General features: G+C 69.0%; 17 protein-coding genes. 13 read left to right on the forward strand and 4 right to left on the reverse strand.

Going from position 1 to position 18,209, the window contains the following annotated elements:
• The first annotated feature begins 143 nt into the window (after positions 1-143).
• The 4 genes from CFB47_RS24185 (at position 144) to CFB47_RS24200 (ending at position 3,538) form a co-directional block, all read left to right on the forward strand.
• Entirely contained in the window at positions 144-1,538 is a 1,395-nt protein-coding gene (locus tag CFB47_RS24185; RefSeq protein WP_089462519.1) for a DUF1800 family protein, read from the forward strand.
• Between the two features lie 2 nt (positions 1,539-1,540).
• A complete protein-coding gene (locus tag CFB47_RS24190; RefSeq protein WP_089458351.1) occupies positions 1,541-2,698 on the forward strand; it encodes a DUF1501 domain-containing protein in 1,158 nt (385 codons plus the stop codon).
• Positions 2,699-2,760: 62 nt separating this feature from the next.
• Positions 2,761-2,979 carry a YXWGXW repeat-containing protein gene (locus tag CFB47_RS24195; protein ID WP_089462520.1) on the forward strand — a complete coding sequence of 73 codons (219 nt, stop codon included), beginning with the start codon at positions 2,761-2,763 and terminating at the stop codon, positions 2,977-2,979.
• Between the two features lie 160 nt (positions 2,980-3,139).
• Entirely contained in the window at positions 3,140-3,538 is a 399-nt protein-coding gene (locus CFB47_RS24200; RefSeq protein WP_089462521.1) for a lysozyme inhibitor LprI family protein, read from the forward strand.
• A gap of 46 nt (positions 3,539-3,584) precedes the next feature.
• Here the strand turns inward: CFB47_RS24200 and CFB47_RS24205 are convergent, their stop codons facing one another.
• Complete coding sequence (locus tag CFB47_RS24205; RefSeq protein ID WP_089462522.1) at positions 3,585-4,778, reverse strand: tyrosine-type recombinase/integrase; 1,194 nt, start codon at positions 4,776-4,778, stop codon at positions 3,585-3,587.
• Between the two features lie 357 nt (positions 4,779-5,135).
• On the opposite strand from CFB47_RS24205, the gene CFB47_RS24210 reads away from it, so the two are divergent.
• A complete protein-coding gene (locus CFB47_RS24210; RefSeq protein WP_089458347.1) occupies positions 5,136-5,516 on the forward strand; it encodes a DUF4377 domain-containing protein in 381 nt (126 codons plus the stop codon).
• A 9-nt stretch (positions 5,517-5,525) separates the two neighbouring features.
• Here the strand turns inward: CFB47_RS24210 and CFB47_RS24215 are convergent, their stop codons facing one another.
• The gene (locus tag CFB47_RS24215; RefSeq protein ID WP_089462523.1) at positions 5,526-6,914 is read right to left on the reverse strand and encodes a DHA2 family efflux MFS transporter permease subunit; all 1,389 of its coding nucleotides are present in this window, start codon (positions 6,912-6,914) and stop codon (positions 5,526-5,528) included.
• 158 nt (positions 6,915-7,072) lie between these two features.
• Between CFB47_RS24215 and CFB47_RS24220 the strand changes: the two genes are divergently transcribed.
• Positions 7,073-7,933: a LysR family transcriptional regulator gene (locus CFB47_RS24220; RefSeq protein ID WP_089462524.1), complete on the forward strand. Its 861-nt coding sequence runs from the start codon at positions 7,073-7,075 to the stop codon at positions 7,931-7,933.
• A gap of 51 nt (positions 7,934-7,984) precedes the next feature.
• Here CFB47_RS24220 and CFB47_RS24225 read toward each other — a convergent pair whose 3' ends face one another.
• Positions 7,985-8,335, reverse strand: coding sequence for a VOC family protein (locus CFB47_RS24225; RefSeq protein ID WP_011355015.1), 351 nt, complete (start codon positions 8,333-8,335; stop codon positions 7,985-7,987).
• A 259-nt stretch (positions 8,336-8,594) separates the two neighbouring features.
• Between CFB47_RS24225 and CFB47_RS24230 the strand changes: the two genes are divergently transcribed.
• The 7 genes from CFB47_RS24230 (at position 8,595) to CFB47_RS24265 (ending at position 16,886) form a co-directional block, all read left to right on the forward strand.
• A complete protein-coding gene (locus tag CFB47_RS24230) occupies positions 8,595-9,734 on the forward strand; it encodes an LLM class flavin-dependent oxidoreductase (protein ID WP_089458988.1) in 1,140 nt (379 codons plus the stop codon).
• 163 nt (positions 9,735-9,897) lie between these two features.
• On the forward strand, positions 9,898-11,091 hold the full coding sequence (locus CFB47_RS24240) for an acyl-CoA dehydrogenase family protein (RefSeq protein WP_089442342.1): 1,194 nt from the start codon (positions 9,898-9,900) through the stop codon (positions 11,089-11,091).
• Positions 11,092-11,101: 10 nt separating this feature from the next.
• Positions 11,102-12,859 carry an FAD-dependent oxidoreductase gene (locus CFB47_RS24245; RefSeq protein WP_089462525.1) on the forward strand — a complete coding sequence of 586 codons (1,758 nt, stop codon included), beginning with the start codon at positions 11,102-11,104 and terminating at the stop codon, positions 12,857-12,859.
• Positions 12,859-13,377 (forward strand): flavin reductase family protein, encoded by a 519-nt coding sequence (locus CFB47_RS24250; RefSeq protein ID WP_081421049.1) that lies wholly within the window; start codon positions 12,859-12,861, stop codon positions 13,375-13,377. The genes CFB47_RS24245 and CFB47_RS24250 overlap by 1 nt, the downstream gene beginning before the upstream one ends.
• Before the next feature lie 15 nt (positions 13,378-13,392).
• On the forward strand, positions 13,393-14,454 hold the full coding sequence (locus CFB47_RS24255; RefSeq protein WP_089462526.1) for a ferredoxin--NADP reductase: 1,062 nt from the start codon (positions 13,393-13,395) through the stop codon (positions 14,452-14,454).
• A 39-nt stretch (positions 14,455-14,493) separates the two neighbouring features.
• Positions 14,494-16,080, forward strand: a complete 1,587-nt coding sequence (locus CFB47_RS24260) for a FadD3 family acyl-CoA ligase (protein ID WP_089462527.1) — start codon at positions 14,494-14,496, stop codon at positions 16,078-16,080.
• A 32-nt stretch (positions 16,081-16,112) separates the two neighbouring features.
• Positions 16,113-16,886 (forward strand): SDR family NAD(P)-dependent oxidoreductase, encoded by a 774-nt coding sequence (locus CFB47_RS24265; RefSeq protein ID WP_089462528.1) that lies wholly within the window; start codon positions 16,113-16,115, stop codon positions 16,884-16,886.
• A 76-nt stretch (positions 16,887-16,962) separates the two neighbouring features.
• On the opposite strand, the gene CFB47_RS24270 is transcribed toward CFB47_RS24265, so the two are convergent.
• On the reverse strand, positions 16,963-18,198 hold the full coding sequence (locus tag CFB47_RS24270; protein ID WP_089462529.1) for an acyltransferase: 1,236 nt from the start codon (positions 18,196-18,198) through the stop codon (positions 16,963-16,965).
• Between the last annotated feature and the right edge of the window lie 11 nt (positions 18,199-18,209).

Consider the following 18,209-nt stretch of genomic DNA (forward strand, 5'->3'; position numbering starts at 1 on the left):
AACCGTACGCGCCTGACGGCGATTGAAAGCAAACAGCAAGTCATCTGGTTCTTCGGCCGCGAAGCATAAATATTTCGCAGTCCCGCGACGGATTTCCCGGTGCTCCCGCGTTCAACGTGGGTACGCATCGCGAGAGCCCCGTCATGGACCACCCGAACGACATCACCCCGGCCGCCATCGCGCTGAACCGTTTCGGTCTCGGCGCGCGGGCCGACGAAGCGCCGCCGGCGGACCCGAAGGCGGCGCTCGTCGCGCAGTTCGACCGTTACGACGCACGACCTGCCGCATGGGCCGGCGAACCGGATGCAATCACACTCGCCACGCGCTTTGCCGATGCACGCAATGCGCTGACGGCCAACGATCCGGCGACGAAGCGCGCGACCGAGCAGTCTATCCGGCGCGACGGCAACGATACGTATCGCAGCGCCGTCGTCGCGCGGATGAACAGTGCGCTGAATACCCCCGCGCCGTTCGTCGAGCGCCTCGTGCATTTCTGGGCGAACCATTTCGCGGTATCGGTGGACAAGGGGCCGGTGGCGGCCTACGCGGGCGCGTTCGAACGCGACGCGATCCGCCCGCACGTGCTCGGCCGTTTCGAGGACATGCTGGTCGCCGTCGAACAGCATCCCGCGATGCAGCTTTTTCTCGACCAGGCGCGCTCGGTCGGCCCCGACAGCCCGGCCGCGCTGCGTGCCGAAGCACGCAATCCGTCGGCCAAACGCGGGCTCAACGAGAATCTCGCGCGCGAAATCATGGAGCTGCACACGCTCGGCGTACGCACGGGATACACGCAGGCCGACGTGACGGAATTCGCGCGAGCGCTGACCGGCTGGAGCATCGCCGGCGGGCGCGGCCCGCAGCCCGGCGATGCGGCGCCCGGTGCGTTCGTGTTTCGCCCGAATCTGCACGAGCCCGGCGTGCGGACCGTGATGGGGCGCAGCTACGACCAGCCGGGCGAAGCGCAGGCGCGCGCGATCCTGCACGACCTCGCGCACTCGGAGGCGACCGGCCGGCACATCGCGTTCCAGCTGGCCCGTCATTTCGTTGCCGACAATCCGCCGCCGGCGCTGACCGACCGGCTGGCGCGCGCGTTCGACGCAAGCGGCGGCGATCTGCCGACCGTCTATCGCGCGCTCGTCGATGCACCCGAAGCGTGGTCGCCGGTCAACCGCAAGTTCAAGACGCCGTGGGAGTGGGCCGTGTCGTCGCTGCGCGGGCTCGGCTGGCGCGACACGGGCGACCTGAAGGCCGCGCCGCTGCTCGCGCAGCTCGGCCAGCCGGTGTGGCGGCCCGGCTCGCCGGCCGGTTACGACGACGTGGCCGCGAGCTGGGCAGCGCCCGACGCGCTCGTGCGCCGCGTCGAGCTTGCGCAGCGGCTGGCCGCCCGCACGGGCGACCGGCTCGACCCGCGCACGCTCGGCAACACGCTGCTCGCCGGTTCTTTGAGCGCGCCGACGGCGGCCGCGCTGTCGCGCGCCGAAAGCGCGACCACGTCGCTCGCGCTGCTGCTCGTCTCACCCGATTTCCAACGGAGATGACCATGGCACTGTCCCGCCGACAATTCCTGAGCGTGGCCGCCGCCGGCGCAGGCGCGATCCTCGTCGCGCCGCGGATCGTGTTCGCGAACGTTGAGACCGATCGCCGCTTCGTGTTCGTGATCCAGCGCGGCGCGGCCGACGGCCTGAACATTGTCGTGCCCTATGCCGAGCCCGCGTATGCGTCGCTGCGCGGCCCGCTCGCGATCGACACGTCGGCCGCGACGCGGCTCGACGGCACGTTCGCACTGCATCCGTCGCTCGTGCAGACCGCGCAGTTGTACCGCGACGGGCAGGCGCTGTTCGTTCATGCGATTGCGTCGCCGTATCGCGACCGCTCGCATTTCGACGGGCAGAACGTGCTCGAGACGGGTGGCCGCGCGCCGTACCAGGTGAAGGACGGCTGGCTGAACCGGCTCGCCGCGCTGCTGCCGGCCACGCGCGAAAGCGCGATCGCGTTCGCGCCGACCGTGCCGCTCGCGTTGCGCGGCACCGTGCAGGCCGCGTCGTACGCGCCGTCCGGTTTGCCGGCCGCGCCGGACGACCTGCTCGCACGCGTGTCGGCGCTCTACGAAGCCGACGCGCAGCTCGGCCCGTTGTGGCAGTCGGCGATGGACGCGCGCGGCCTCGCCGGCGATGCGCATGCGCGGCAGGATCCGGCGGGCGTCGGCAAGCTCGCCGCGACGTTCCTCGCGCGCGACGACGGCCCGCGCATCGCGATGATCGAGACGGGCGGCTGGGACACGCACAGTGCGCAGAACGCACGGCTCGCGAATCAGCTGAAGGCGCTCGACACGATGCTCGCCGCGCTGCGCGATGGCCTCGGGCCCGCATGGCAGCAAACCACGGTGCTGGTCGCAACCGAGTTCGGTCGCACGGCGGCCGCGAACGGCACGGGCGGCACCGATCACGGGCAGGCGTCGGTTGCGATGCTGGCGGGCGGCGCGGTCGCAGGCGGCCGCGTGATTGCCGACTGGCCGGGGTTGCGGCCGGGCGACCTGTACGAAGGGCGCGACCTGAAACCGACCGCGTCGCTCGACGCGCTGATTTCGGGCGCCGCCGCCGACAGCCTGCGGCTCGATCCGCACCGTACCGCGTCCGCGCTGTTTGCGGAAAGCGGTGCAACGCGGCCGATGAGCGGGCTGATTCGCGGAACCGCGTGACGCGCGACGTTGCCGCTTCGGCAATGAATCCATCCACTACACAAAAGGGAGAATGCAAGACGATGAAGATCCGATCCGTTTCGCTCGCCATGCTGGTCGCGGCCAGTGCGGCGCTGATGTCCGCATGCGTGGTCGAACCCGTGCGGCCGCCGCAGCCGGCGCCCGTCGTCGAGGTGCCGCCGCCGATGCCGGCGCCGGGCTATCGCTGGACGAGGGGGCATTACCGGTGGGCCGGCAATCACTGGGCATGGGTGCCCGGGCACTGGGTGGGCGTGTACTGATCGCGCGCGGTGTGACGTGCCGCGTGGCGCAGGTGCCGGGCAGCGTATTGAAATGCGACATGCGTTGACCTAAGCTTCGGGATCGCGGCCACGGGCATGTCCGTTTGCCCGTCACGGCGAGCCGATCCGCGGCCACCGTTTTCCTCGTTACGGCACCCCCATGAAAGCATGGCTCGTTGCGCTGGCGGTTGCGGCCGGCATGACCGGCGCGTACGCCGCGTCGTTCAACTGCGCGAAAGCCTCCACGTTCGTGGAGCGCGAAATCTGCGCCCATCCGGCGTTGTCGCGTCTCGACGATGCGCTCAACGCGGATTACCAGCACGTCGTGGATGACTTCGCCAACTACCCGGTCGAGGATCCGCCCGAATATCACCGGTTCATCGCCAGCCAGAAGGCGTGGCTGAAGGCGCGCAACCGTTGCACGACGACGCAGTGCCTGATCGACAGCTACCGCAGGCGCATCGACGTGCTGTGCGGGCAGATCGACGTGCCGGCCGAAAGCGATCGTGCGAAATGCCGTAGCAACGGCGGTCTCGGCGGGCTCGAACTCGCTCGCTGAACGCGGACGCGTCGCACGAGCCGCGCCCCGTCGGATCGGCGCACACCTACCACCCGATCCGGTGCTTCTCCTCCGTCTCGCGATGCCGCCAGTCGTCGTCCGCGTGCAGGTACTGGCTCGTGGTCGTGAGCGACACGTGGCCGAGGTTGTCGCGCACGAGCCGCAGGTCGACGCGGCCGTCGGCCATGTGCGAGCCCGCGCTGTGGCGCAGCCAGTGCGCGGATGCCTGTTCGAGCACGCGCGCCTGCTGCTCGCCAGCTTCGCCGTTCGCGCGCAGCCGGTCGGCCGCGTGCCGGAACACCTGCTTCACGATCCGGTGCAGCGCGGCGCGCGTGAGCGGCTTGCGCGCACGGCCCACCGGCAGCACGAGCGGCGTGGCCTCGCCGTCGGACGGCCACGCGGGCAGGCCGTGCGCACGCCGGTAGCGCGACAGCTCGGCCATCATCTCGTCGGTGGCCGGCACGAGCCGCTGCCGGCCGCCTTTGCCCGTCACGTCGAGCCACCAGCGGTCGCGCCCGTCCGCGTCGCGTCGGCAGAAGAACTGGCCCATCGTCGTGTCGGCCGCTTCGGTGATGCGCAGCCCGCCGAGATACAGCAGCGTGAACAGCCAGCGCGCGCGATCGGCATGGAAGCGTGCCCGCGCATCGTCGCGCGGCATCGCGGCGATCGCGTCCTTGACCGACTGCCACAGCGGCTGCCCGAGATGGCGCGTGACGCGCGGCGCGGGCCGGCGCTGCCGTTGGCGCGACAACGCGAGCGGATTGCCGGCGAGATAGCCGGCCTGCACGAGCCACGAAAACATCACGTTCAGGATCACCAGCGCCTGCCGCTGGCTGGCCGCCGACAGCGGCCCGTAGAACGGCCGCCAGCGCGGATCGTCGCGCGGATGCTTGCGCCCGCCGTTCGCACACCACAGCTCGGCCGGCGCGGGTGCGAGCAGGAACTGGCGGTAGACGACCAGATCTTCGTGCGTGAGCGACGACAGCGGCTTGCCGCAAGCGATCACGGCCCACAGCAGCAGGCGTTCGGCTTCCTTGCGGTAGTTCTGGAAGGTGGTCGGCGTATCGACGAAGCGGGCGAGCCACGCGCGCACCGCGTCCAGGTCGTTGGTCGCGGCAATCTGCGGATGCGCGCTGCTCGAGCGGTTGGTGCCCGAGCGTCCGTCGAGCGCGGCCGGCACGGTCAGCGCATCGATGGGCAGCGGGCGCAACGCGGTGTCGGACGGAACGGGTGAGGTCATGCGAAGCGGGGGGCGCTGCGCGGATCGTACGCACGTGAAAGGGCGGACGGACACAACGCGATCAGGCATGTCGGGAAGCGCCGATGGTACACGATCGCTTCGCTCAGCCGGCGGGATGTCGTTCGGCAACGTCCCGACGAGCATCGCCTGTCATGTGATGCCGATCAGCGCAAGAACCGCTGCATGGGCGACCCGCCGGCGACGACACGTGCGGCCGAACCGGAACACGGTAACGTGTCGACTTGCGCGCGATATCCGTCGAAGGAACGTGGCGGATTGCTTTCTGTAAGCTATTTGTGAACTTTCTTGTCGTGGGGGCCTCTAATCGGCCCTTCAACGCTTCCAGAGGAACATCCGATGATTCGCCCATCCAGAACACTGCTCGGCGCGGCCGTCATTGCCGGCAGCACGCTCCTCGCCGGATGCCAGACCGATGCGGTCGCCACGCAGCCGAACGCGGTGCGCCCGGCGGACAGCAAGCCGGTGACCAGGACCGTGTATGTCGCGCCGCAATCCGCGCGCTGCACGGGCGTCGCGCCGATGGAGTGCCTGCAGGTGCGCAACAGCCCCAACGAGCCGTGGAGCCTGTGGTACGCCGGTATCGAAGGCTTCGCGTACCAGCCCGGCTACCTGTACACCCTCGAAATCGACGAATACCGCGTCGCGCAGCCGCCGGCCGACGGTTCGTCGATCCGCTGGGTGCTCAAGCGCGTCGTCGAGCGCCGCCAGGCGAACTGACGGCCGCGCTCACGCGGACGGGCGCGCGGCCGCGTGGGCCGGCGACGCGGCCGTATCGATCCGCCGGAACACGACGGACGACAGCAGCGTCACCACGCCCATGCACGTGAACGACAGCATGAACCCGTGCGCCATCGAGCCCCAATAGGCGGCAAACAGGTTGACGAGGCCGCCGCCGATCGACACGCCGAGCCCCATCGCCAGCATCTGCATCATCGTGAACAGGCTGTTGCCGCTGCCGGCGTCGGCATGCGACAGCCCCTTCAACGTCACGCCGTTCATCGCCGCGAACTGCATCGAATTCGCCGCTCCGAACACGATCAGCAGCGCGCCTTCCAGCAGCGGCGCGGGCCGCGCCGACACCAGCGCGAACCCCGCGATCGCGCACCCGACGATCCCCGTATTCACGACCAGAAATGCCGCATAGCCGAACCGCTTCACGAGCGGCGCGATCCAGCGTTTTGCGATGACGCCCGCGATCGCAGCCGGCAGCATCATCAGCCCCGACTGCAGCGGCGTATAGCCGAGCTGCACCTGCATCAGCAGCGGCAGCATGAACGGCACGGCGCTCGTGCCGATCCGGCACAGCAGGTTGCCGAGCAGCCCCGAGCCGAAGTTCGGCTCACGGAACAGCCCGAGCCGGAACAGCGGCTGCGCGCGGCGCCGCGCGTGCGGCAGATACGCAAGCGCGCTCGCCAGCCCGACCACGGCGAGCCCGGCCGCCCAGGCGGCTCGATGCGCGGGCATCGGCGGGTCGATCGCGAGCGACAGCGCGATCATCGCGACCGACAGCAGCGCACAGCCGACGAAGTCGAACGGCGGCGGCTGGTGCGCCTGGTCGTGCGGCAGGTAGCGCTGCACGGCGACGAAGCCGACCACGCCGACTGGCACGTTGACGATGAACACCCAGTGCCACGAGATCGCCTGCGTGAGCCAGCCGCCGAGCGTCGGCCCGACGATCGGGCCGAGCTGGCCGGCGATCGACACGAACGCGATCGCCGCGACGTACTGTTCGCCCGGCACGCGGCGCAGCACGGCGAGCCGGCCGATCGGCAGCAGCATCGAGCCGCCGATGCCCTGCAGCGCACGCGCGGCGACGAGCTGGCCGAGCGTATGCGACGCCGCGCAGCCGATCGAGGCGAGCACGAACACGAGAATCGCGAGCGAGAACACGCGGCGCGTGCCGAACCGGTCGGCCAGCCAGCCGGACGCCGGCGTGAGCATCGCCATCGTCAGCGTATAGACGACCACGACGGGCTGCATCGCGAGCGGCGACGCATGCAGGCTTTGGGCGATCGAAGGCAGGGCGGTGTTGACGATCGTCGTGTCGAGCGACTGCATGAAGAAGGCAGCGGCGACGATCCAGAGCAGCGCGGAGTGTGTGGGTTCCCGGGACATGGCGAAATCGGTGGGGCAAAGGCCGGCGCGGGAGGCGCCTGTGCGCGGTTGCGCGGCACCTGCCGGTCTCCAAGCGCACGATGGTACCGATTCCGATGGTCATCGGGAAGCTGCCTGAAGACGTTGACTGTCATCGGTATTGCCGATGACAATGCGCCATGCTCAATCCCGTCTGGCTCAACACGTTCGCGACCGTCACGAACTGCCGCAGCTTCACCGAAGCGGGCCGGCAGCTCGGGCTCAACCAGTCGAGCGTCAGCGAACACATCCGTCGTCTCGAGGAGAGCGTCGGCCGGCGGCTGTTCGTGCGCGACACGCATTCGATCGCGATGACGGCCGACGGCGAGGCGCTGCTCGTGCATGCGAACGTGATCCTGCAGGCGCTGAACCGCGCGGAATCGCAGTTTCGCAAGCCGAGGCTCAAAGGGCGGGTGCGGCTGGGCGCGCCGGACGACCTCGCGCTCGTCGCGTTGCCGGACGTGCTCGCCGGGTTTCGCGCCGCGCACCCGGACGTCGCGCTGGAAATCACCACCGGCATGACGAGCCGGCTCTATGAAGGGCTGGACGCGGGCGCGCTCGACCTGATGATCGGCAAGCGGCGGCTCGGCGAACGGCGCGGCACGCCGCTCTTGCGCACGCGGCTCGAATGGGTCGCGCGGCTCGGCACCGTCGTCGATCCGGAACGGCCGCTGCCGCTCGTGCTGGTCGCCGAGCCGAGCGTGACGCGCGCGATCGTCCTGAACGCGCTCGCGGAGAAGGGGATCGGCTGGGAAGTCGTGTGTTCGAGCAGCAGCCAGCCGGGCTGCATCGCGGCGGCGCGCGCGGGGCTCGGCCTGACCGCGACGTCGCACTATCTGTCGACGCGCGGGCTCGCGCCGCTGGTCAACGGCGACGCGCTACCGGTGCTGCCCGACATCGAATTCATCGCGCTGGCCGCGAAGCGGCTCAGCCAGCCGGCGCGCACGCTGCTCGAATTGCTCGAAGCGAGCGACCTGAGCACGCCGGGCGCGCACGCCTAGCCAACTCGCCGCGCACGCGGCGCCCGCATCCGGCGCCCGTGCGACGTGCGGTCACGCGGCCCGTTTCTGCGAAATTACGAGCAGCGCGCCGTTCTTGTCCTCCAGCACCGCGCGGTATTCGTGCGGCCCGGCCTGCACGGGCACGCGCACCGACGCGCCGGCCTTCACGACCCGCGCCATCGCCGCATACAGGTCGTCGTCCTCGTCGACGCGCAGTGTGAGCGCCGCGCGCTCGACGATCTGCTCGTCACCCGCGACCAGCGCGATCGTCAGCGGGCCGCCGTCGAGCGCGCAATAACGGTCGCCGTCGCGAAACTTCACGTTCAGGCCGAGTCCGTCGACGAACAGCGGCAGCGCCGTGTCGATGTCGTCGACCGGATACAGCAGCATCGATACCTTCATTCCCTCTCTCCGTTGTCGTTGGTCGGTGCGCGCCACGCGCCCGCCGTTCGATGCTAGCGCGCCGTCCGCGCGCTCACGCAGTCCGATCGGATGACGGTGAAACCCCTCTGTCCCCGCGGGCGCGCCGGTACTCCGAACAGACGATGCCCGCGTCCGTGCGCGCGCCGACACTTCCATTCGTGGACCGTCGCGCTTCGTCCGTATCGTGCGGGCGGCCTGCACGACCCCGACTCGTCCAACAACCATGGAGACGCACGCAATGAAGTTTTCCCTCATCTACGAAGCCCAGACCACCGACGCATCGCGCGAGGGCGACCACCGCGTATTCAAGGAGACGGTCGAACAGGCGCTGCTCGCCGAGCAGGTCGGCTTCGACACGATCTGGTGCGTCGAGCACACGTCGCTGACCAACTATGCGCACATGAGCGCGCCGGAAACCTTCCTTGCGTACCTGGCTGGCCGCACGACGCGCATCGGCCTCGGCCACGGCGTCGTGTGCCTGCCGCCGGCGATGAACCACCCGATCAAGGTCGCGGAGCGCGTCGCGCTGCTCGACATCCTGTCCGGCGGCCGCGTGCACTTCGGCGTCGGCAAGGGCGGCAGCCAGCAGGAAGCCGGCGCGTTCGGCTACGACCTCGACGAACTGCAGCCGATGATCGACGAATCGATGTACCTCGTGCCGAAGATGTTCGTGCAGGACGAGATCGAGCACGACGGCAAGTACATCAAGATTCCGAAGCGTCCGATCCATCCGAAGCCGTTCCAGGATCCGCATCCGCCGATGTACCTCGCGTGTACCAACACCGACGCGCTGCTGCGCGCCGGCCAGCGCGGGATGGGCGCGCTGGTGCTCGGCTTCGGCGGCCCCGACGAAGTCGCGAAGAAGAACGCCGTGTATCGCGAAGCGTGGGCGAACCGCAAGCCGGAAGACCAGGTCGGCTTCCGCCCGACCCAGCACCTTGCCGCGCTGTGCCCGACGGTCGTGATGGCCGACGGCCAGGCCGCCCGCAAGATCGGCATCCGCGGCCAGCGCTACTTCATGGAATCGCTCGCGTACTGGTACACGGGCGGCGAGCGTCCGGATCCGGCGAAGTGGGGCGACGACCTCGTGCAGGCCGACACCGGCGAGATGGTGATCCGCTCGCGCTTCGCGTCGGAGGAAGTCGTCGTGAACTTCGCCGACCCGGCGCTCGCGATGATGAACCCGAACCACGCGTACGGCACGGTGGACGACTGCATCGGCTATGTCGGCCGCCTGCAGGAAGCCGGCGTCGACGAAGTGCTGTTCCTGTGCCAGATGGGCACGGTGCCGCACGACGCGCAGATGGAGACGATTCGCAACATCGGCGAGCACGTGATCCCGTTCTTCAACCGCGAGAAGGCGCGCGCCTGCGCGTGATGCACCGGGCCGCGCCCGTCGTCCGGTCGGACGATGCGGCGCGCTCGCGCGAAGCCGACCATCGGTGGTGGCGAGCATCGCCCGCGGCCAGGCCGCGCCGGACAACTTTGAACGAGAGCGGGGCCCGCGCCGCGGCGCATCACCCGCTTCACAGGAGACATTCGTGCATCGCGACAACGATTCGAACGCACTGGCCGCCACGCTGATCGCCCGGGCCGAGGCACTGGCGCCGACGCTGGCCGGCCGCGCCGCGCAGGCGGACGCGCAGGGCCGCATCCCGGCCGAGACGATCGCCGACATGCAGGCCGCCGGCTTCTTCAAGGTGCTGCAGCCGAAGCGCTACGGCGGCTACGAGCTCGATCCGCAGGCGTTCTTCGACATCCAGATGGCGCTCGCGCGCGGCTGCATGTCGACCGCGTGGGTGTACGGCGTCGTCGGCGTGCACAACTGGCAGCTCGCGCTGTTCGACGAACGCGCGCAGCAGGACGTGTGGGGTAACGATCCGTCCACGCTGATCGCGTCGACCTACATGCCGGTGGGCCGCGTGACGCCGGTCGACGGCGGCTTCCGCCTGTCGGGGCACTGGAAGTTCTCGAGCGGCAGCGAACTGTGCGAATGGGTGTTCCTCGGTGCGCTGGTGCCGCCAGCCGTTGCCGGCCAGCCGCCCGAATACCGCACCTTCCTGCTGCCGAAAGCCGACTACCGGATCCAGCAGGACTGGGACGTGCTCGGCCTGCGCGCGACCGGCAGCCATGACATCGTCGTCGACGACGTGTTCGTGCCCGCGTACCGCACGCACAAGGCGATCGACGGGATGATGGGCACGAGCCCGGGCCTCACCGTCAACGACGCGCCGCTGTTCAAGCTGCCGTTCGCGCAGATCTTCGTGCGTGCGGTGTGCACGTCGTGCATCGGCGCGCTGCAGGGCGCGCTCGACGATTTCACCGGCTATGCGGCCACGCGCGTGTCGGCCAACAGCGGCGCGAAGACGACCGACGATCCGGGTGCGCAGAACGCCTGCGCGAACGCGGCCGTCGCGATCGACGAGATGCAGGTGCTGCTCAAGCGCAATTTCGCGGAACTGATGGCGTCCGTCACCGGCGGCCCGGCTGTGTCGATCGAGCGCCGCGTGCATTTCCGCTACCAGTCCGCGCAGGTCGCCGAGCGCTGCGCGCAGGCCGCGAACGCGTTGCTGCGCTACGCGGGCGGCAACGGCATCTATCACCGCAATCCGCTGGTGCGCCGCTTCCTCGACCTGCATGCGGCCCGCGCGCACTACGCGAACAACGTGGACCGTTTCGGCCAGAACCTCGGCGCCGTGATGCTCGGCCGCGAGAACACCGACTTCTTCATCTGACGAGGCCGCGATGAACGACCCGCAAGCACCGCAATACGTGTTCGACGTGGTGGTCGTCGGTTCGGGCGCGGGCGCGCTGCTCGCGGCGTGCCGCGCGGCCGACCGCGGCCTGTCCGTCGTCGTGATCGAGAAGACGGCGCTGTACGGCGGCACGTCGGCCGTCTCCGGCGGCGGCATCTGGGTGCCGTGCAACCACCACATCGCCGAGCTCGGCGTGACCGATTCGCGCGAGGCCGCGCGCGGCTACATCGAAGCCTGCGTGGCCGGCGAATCGACGCCCGAGAAGATCGACACCTATCTCGACCGCGCGCCGGAGATGCTGCGCTACCTGGAAACGAAAACGCCGGTGCGTTACCAGTCGCTGCCGAAATACGCGGACTATTTCCAGAAGGTGCCGGGCGCGATGCCGGGCTACCGCGCGCTCGATCCGATGCCGTTCGACGGCGGGCTGCTCGGCGACGAACTCGACCGGCTGCGGCCGGCGTCGCCCGGCACGCTGATCGGCGGGCGCGTGGCGGTGACGTCGAAGGAGGCACATACGCTGTTCTCGCGCGGACCCGGCTTCATGAAGCTCGCGATCGCGCAGTTCGGCCGTTACTGGCTCGATCTCGGGATGCGCCGCCGCACGCGGCGCGACCGGCGCCTGACGCTCGGCAACGCGCTGATCGGCGGCCTGCGCCGTGCGCTGCTCGACCGCAACGTACCCGTGTGGCTCGACACGCCGATGCGCGACCTGCTCGACGTCGACGGCCGCGTGACCGGCGTGCGCGCGCAGCGCTTCGGGCAGCTCATGACGATCGTCGCGCGGCATGGCGTGATCCTCGGCGCGGGCGGCTTCGAGCGCAACCAGCCGATGCGCGAGCGCTACCTGCCGCAGCCGACGCAGGCGCAGTGGAGCGCGACGCCGCCGGCCAACACCGGCGACGCGATCGCCGAAGGCCACCGGCTCGGCGGCGCGCTGGCGCTGATGGCGCACGTGTGGGGCGCGCCGACGGTCGGTGTCGCCGGCGAGGAGAAACAGCGCGCGCTGTTCGTCGAACGCAACCTGCCGGGCTGCGTGATCGTGAACCGCCTCGGCAAGCGCTTCGTCAACGAAGCCGCACCGTATTCGGAATTCGTGCCGGCGATGTATCGCGACCATGCGCGCACCGGCGCGAACGTGCCCGCGTGGATGGTGTTCGACGCGCGGTTTCGCCGCAAATATCCGTGCGGGCCGATCATGCCGGTGTCGATGATGCCCGATTCACGGATTCCGGCCGCATTCCGCGACGTGATCGTGAAGGCCGACACGATCGACGCGCTGGCTGTGCGCATCGGCGTCGACGCGGCCGGCCTGCACGACACGCTGCGCGACATGGCGCGCTATGCGGCCACCGGGATCGACGAAGCGTTCGGCAAGGGCGACAACCTGTTCGACACGTACTACGGCGATCCGCGGAACCAACCGAACCCGTGCCTGGGGCCGGTCGACCAGGCGCCGTTCTACGCGGTGCGGATCGACGCGGGCGACATCGGCACGAAGGGCGGGCTCGTCACCGACGTGCATGCCCGCGTGCTGCGCGCCGACGGCGAGCCGATCGACGGCCTGTACGCGATCGGCAACACCAGCGCCTCGATGATGGGCGCGAGCTACCCCGGCGCGGGCTCGACGCTCGGTCCGGCGATGACCTTCGGGTATCTCGCCGCCGACCACCTGGCTGCGCGCGCGGCCGACGCCGGCGGCCAATCCGCCCGGCCCTCCACGACTGAACTTGACGGAGTCCAATGATGAGCGATCTCACCCCCCATCCGCTGCGCACCGACATGCTGCTCGCGATGCGCCGCCTCGCGCGCTCCGTCACGGTCATCAGCAGCGCGCACGACGGCCGGCGCTACTCGATGTCCGCGACGGCGGTCGATTCGTTGTCGACCGATCCGCCTTCGCTGCTGATCTGCATCAACCGCAGTGCGTCGCTGTATCCGCCGCTCGACGCGGGCGCCGGGTTCTGCGTGAACGTGTTGTCGGCGGCGCACGAAGGCATCGCGATCGACTGCAGCGGTCGCCTGAAGGGCGAGGCACGCTTCACCACCGGCGACTGGCACACGTCGGCGCTCGGCGTGCCGTATTTGCGCGACGCGCAGGCGAGCCTCGTGTGCGAGCAGGACGGCCGCTTTGAATACGGCACGCACACGGTGTTCATCGGGCGCATTCGCGAGGTGCTGATGAGCGGCGACGTCGATCCGCTCGTCTACCTCGACGGCGCCTACACGACGCCCGGCGCGCCGGTGGCCCGTGCGGCCGCGTGACGTGGGGAGCCGGACATGAGCGATCCGCGCTTCCATCGGCTGACCGTGGCCGACGTGATTGCCGAAAGCGACGACGCGTGCTCGTTCGTGTTCGACGTGCCGGCCGCGTTGCGCGACGCCTTCGCGTACCGGCCCGGCCAGTTTCTGACGCTGAACGTGCCGTGCGCGGACGCCACCGTCACGCGCTGTTATTCGCTGTCGAGCGCGCCCGGCATCGATGCCGCGCCGAAGATCACCGTCAAGCGCGTGCGCGACGGCCGCGCGTCGAACTGGCTGTGCGACCGCGTGAAGGCGGGCGATGCGCTCGACGTGCTGCCGCCGGCCGGCGTGTTCACTCCGCGCTCGCTCGATGGCGACCTGCTGCTGTTCGCGGGCGGCAGCGGCATCACGCCGGTGCTGTCGATCCTGAAATCGGCGCTCGTGCACGGCCGCGGGATGCTGACGCTGATCTACGCGAACCGCGACGAACGCTCGGTGATTTTCCGCGCCGAGCTGCAGCAGCTCGCGCAGCGTCATCCGGGCCGCGTGCGCGTGATTCATTGGCTCGACAGCGTGCAGGGCATCCCGCAGCAGCGCCATCTCGAGGAACTCGCGCGGCCGTTCAGCCAGCAGGAGACGTTCATCTGCGGGCCCGCGCTGTTCATGGAGAACGCGCTGGCCGCGATGCTCGGCCTCGGGTTGCCGCGTTCGCGGGTCCATGTCGAGCGTTTTGCATCGCTGCCCGATGCGCCGGCGCAGGCGTCGGCGTCGGCTGATACGACGGCGTCAACTGTCGCAGCGGCGGTCTCGGCATCCGGCGATGGCGCGTCGATCGAAACGGTGCTCGATGGCGATGCGTTCGCGTTCGACAGCGCCCCTGGAGAAACGCTGCTCGACGCGATGCTGCGCGCGGGCGTGCCGGCGCCGAATTCCTGCCGAATGGGGCAATGCGGCGCGTGCATGTGCCGGATCGAGCGCGGCGAGGTCGCGCTCGACAGCAACCACGTGCTCGATGACGACGAGATCGCGGCCGGCTGGACGCTCGCCTGTTGCGCACGGCCCGCGAGCGACGCGCTGCGCGTCGTGTTTCCCGACTGAGCTGTCGCGCGCCGGCGGCGCGCACGGCCACCCTGATCTATGACGATGGACAACGAAATCCTGACCACGCCCGCGCTGATCGCCCGGGCAGCCGCGCGCCACGGCGCGCATCCGGCGATCGAGTCGGAGCATGGCCGGCTGACCTACGCGGAACTCGACGCGGCGCGCGTCGCCGCGGCCCGCGCGCTGCTCGCGAGCGGTATCGAGACAGGCGACCGCGTCGCGGTGTGGGCGCCGAACCTGCCGGAATGGATCGTCGCCGCGCTGGCGATCCACACCGTCGGCGCGATCCTCGTGCCGGTCAATACGCGGATGAAGGGGATGGAGGTGGGCGGCATCCTGCACGACGGCGGCGCACGGCTGCTGTTCTGCTGCGGCACCTTCCTCGGCGAATCCTATCCGGCGATGCTCGCGCCGCACCGGCCCGCGACGCTCGAGCGCGTCGTCGTGTTCGACGGCGAGCCGCCTTCAGGCGCGCGCGACGAGACCTGGAGCGCGTTCCTCGCGCGCGGTGCCGAGGTGCCGCTGGGCGCGGTGCGCGAACGCGAGGCGCAGGTCACGCCCGACACCGTGATGGACCTGATGTTCACGTCCGGCACGACGGGCCGCCCGAAGGGCGTGATGACGGCGCATGGCCAGAACCTGCGCGCCGCGCAGGCATGGGCGACGATCGCCGGCGTACGCGCCGACGACCGCTACCTGATCGTCAATCCGTTCTTCCACACGTTCGGCTACAAGGCCGGCTGGCTCGCCGCGCTGTCGAGCGGCGCGACCGTGCTGCCGCATCTCGTGTTCCAGCCGGCCGACGTGCTGCGGCGCGTCGCCGACGATCGCGTGTCGGTGCTGCCCGGCCCGCCGACGCTGTACTACGCGCTGCTCGACGCACCCGATCGCGTGACGCGCGACCTGTCGTCGCTGCGGATCGCGGTCACGGGCGCCGCGGCGATCGCGCCGAGCCTGATCGAGCGGATGCGCGCGGAGCTCGGCTTCGAGACGGTGCTGACCGGCTACGGGCTGACCGAATCGTGCGGCTTCGCGACGCTGTGCCGCCAAGGAGACGATGCGGAGACGGTTGCCTATACGTCGGGGCGTCCAATGCCGGATGTCGAGCTGCGCATCGCGGGGCCAGGCGGCGACGCACTTGGCCCGGAGGAAACCGGCGAAATATGGGTGCGCGGCTACAACGTGATGCGCGGCTACTTCAACCAGCCGGACGCGACGCGCGAGACCGTCGACGCGGACGGCTGGCTGCATACGGGCGATCTCGGCTGCGTCGATGCGAACGGCAACCTGAAGATCACCGACCGTATCAAGGACATGTTCATCGTCGGCGGGTTCAACTGCTATCCGGCCGAGATCGAGCGCTTGCTCGCCGCGCATCCGGCGATCGCGCAGGTCGCGCTGGTCGGCATGCCCGATACGCGGCTCGGCGAAGTCGGGCATGCGTATGTCGTGCTGCGGCCGGGCGCGCATGCCGACGCCGACGAACTGAACGACTGGGCGCGCCGCAACATGGCGAACTACAAGGTGCCGCGGCATTTCACGTTCGTCGAGCAACTGCCGACGAGCGCGGCCGGGAAGGTGCTGAAGTACCGCCTGCGGGCAGGGATCGACGCGGCGGCCTGAGTGCCGATGCATCACACGAACGGGATGAACGCATGAACGACAACGGGTTTCCGCAGGGCGCGGTGCTGGTGTTCGGCGGCAGCGGCGGGATCGGGCAGGGTGTCGCGCTCGAGTTTGCGCGTGCCGGCGTGCCGGTCGCGCTGGGCTATCGGAGCAAGGCCGACGTGGCCGAGCGCGTCGCGCGCGATATTCGCGGCGAAGGCGTCGCGGCCACCACGCACGGCGTGGACGTGACCGATCCCGCCCAGGTCGAGGCCGCGCTCGCGGCGGCGATCGGCGCGCATGGCCGCGTGCACACGGTCGTCTGGGCGGCCGGGCCGTTCGTGAACCAGCGTCACATCGGCGACATGACGCACGACGACTGGCGCCGCGCGATCGACGTCGAGACGGTCGGCTTCTTCGTGGCGGCGAAAGCTGCGTTGCCGCACTTCCGTGCATCGGGCGGCGGCTCGTTCGTGACGCTAGGCTCGGCCGGGCACCTGCGCTGGCCGGATCGCGACGGGCTGTCGGTCGCGCCGAAGGCGGCGAACGAGGCGCTGGTGAAAGGGCTGGCGCGCGAGGAAGGGCGTTACGACATTCGCGCGAATTCGATCCTGGTCGGCGTGATCGAGGCCGGGATGTTTCCGGTGCTGCTCGAACAGGGGCAGTTCGACCAGGCGTGGATCGACGAGACGCAGAAGATGCTCGCGCTCAAGCGCTGGGGGAAGGCGCACGATGTCGGACGGGCGGCGGTGTTTCTGGCGTCGGATCGGGCCAATTACATCACCGGGCAGCAGTTGAATGTGTCAGGAGGGTATGGGTTGTAATTCGGCCGACCGAACGTGACGGGCTGGCCGCTCGTTGCGAGCGGCCTTTGCATTTCCGATTCGCCTGACGGCCCTGCTACCGATGCTCGATGTGTTGCACCTTCGCAAGCACTTCCGGATAACGCATTGCCGGGGTTTCCGGCCGGACTGAGGGAGCGCTCACAGCATTGCACCCGCTCCGCTCATCGCTGTTCCCCATGACCTTGTCGCGAAGCCGGATGTAGGGCTGTTCGACGAACCTGTATGTCAGATGTGCGAATGCGAAATAGAAGCCGGCGAGGGTGACATACAGGATGAGTGTCGTGCGATGACTTTCGATTGACCATCCGTATTTTGCAAACATGCCGAGCACCAGTGTCAGCATACAGATGTGTCCCAGGTAGAGGGAGTACGAAATCCGGCTGGTCCAGTCGATGAAACGATCCAGCAGACGACTGCCCGACGTGCGAATGGTCATCGCTGCGGGAAGCAACGCTGCGATGACGACGGACAGCATCGGGTATGCCATGGTGCGGACGATGGCGTTGGTGACGAGATAAGGCGCACCGCACGCGAAGTAGAGCGTCAGGGCGGCAAAAATCGGCAACGCAAATTTCCAGTGCGATGCAAGACGCGCAAACTGTTTCGGTCGTTCGACGCGGATATACGCAACGATTACCCCAATGAACAGGGAATCCAGCCGGCACAAGACGATGGATCGAACATGACGATCGACATCCGATAGCGACTGGGCATGCCAACCAAAAACGATCCTTGCGACAAGCGGGCCAACGATGAACACGGCGCACGTTGCGAGCATCGCACGTCCGTTCGACTTCAGCATGCCTGCGGCGGCGAGAAATACGCACGGGAGCAACAGGTAGAACCATTCCTCGACGGCCAGGCTCCACGAGTGCTCGAAGAATGGTCCTATCGGCCACGCCAGATTCTGGAGAAAGAGGAAGAACGGCCAGGCGACGTCGAGCGATGCCGGGCCGTGGTAGTCGAATCGTAGATAGACGAGCAGGAAGAAGGCATAGAGCGGGAGCGTGCGTGCCCAGCGGCGCTTCCAGAAATCAAGCACATCGCCAGGGGCCTTGAGCTTGCCCGCTTTCCGGGACCGGATCAGTACGCTGCCGATCAGGAACCCGCTCAGAACGTAAAAGATCTCTACGCCGATCGTTCCCTGTGCCGAGAAGTACCATCGCAGCCACGCCGGCGGCGCCCCGTGCGCCACGGTATGGCTGGCCAGAACGAGGAGGACCGCGAGCGCGCGCAGTATATCTAGCCCGAATACGCGCTGACTATTGGGGGGCGGAGCGGACTTCGTCATCGGTAACGTAG

Source organism: Burkholderia sp. AU27893 (assembly GCF_002223205.1).
Lineage (GTDB): Bacteria > Pseudomonadota > Gammaproteobacteria > Burkholderiales > Burkholderiaceae > Burkholderia.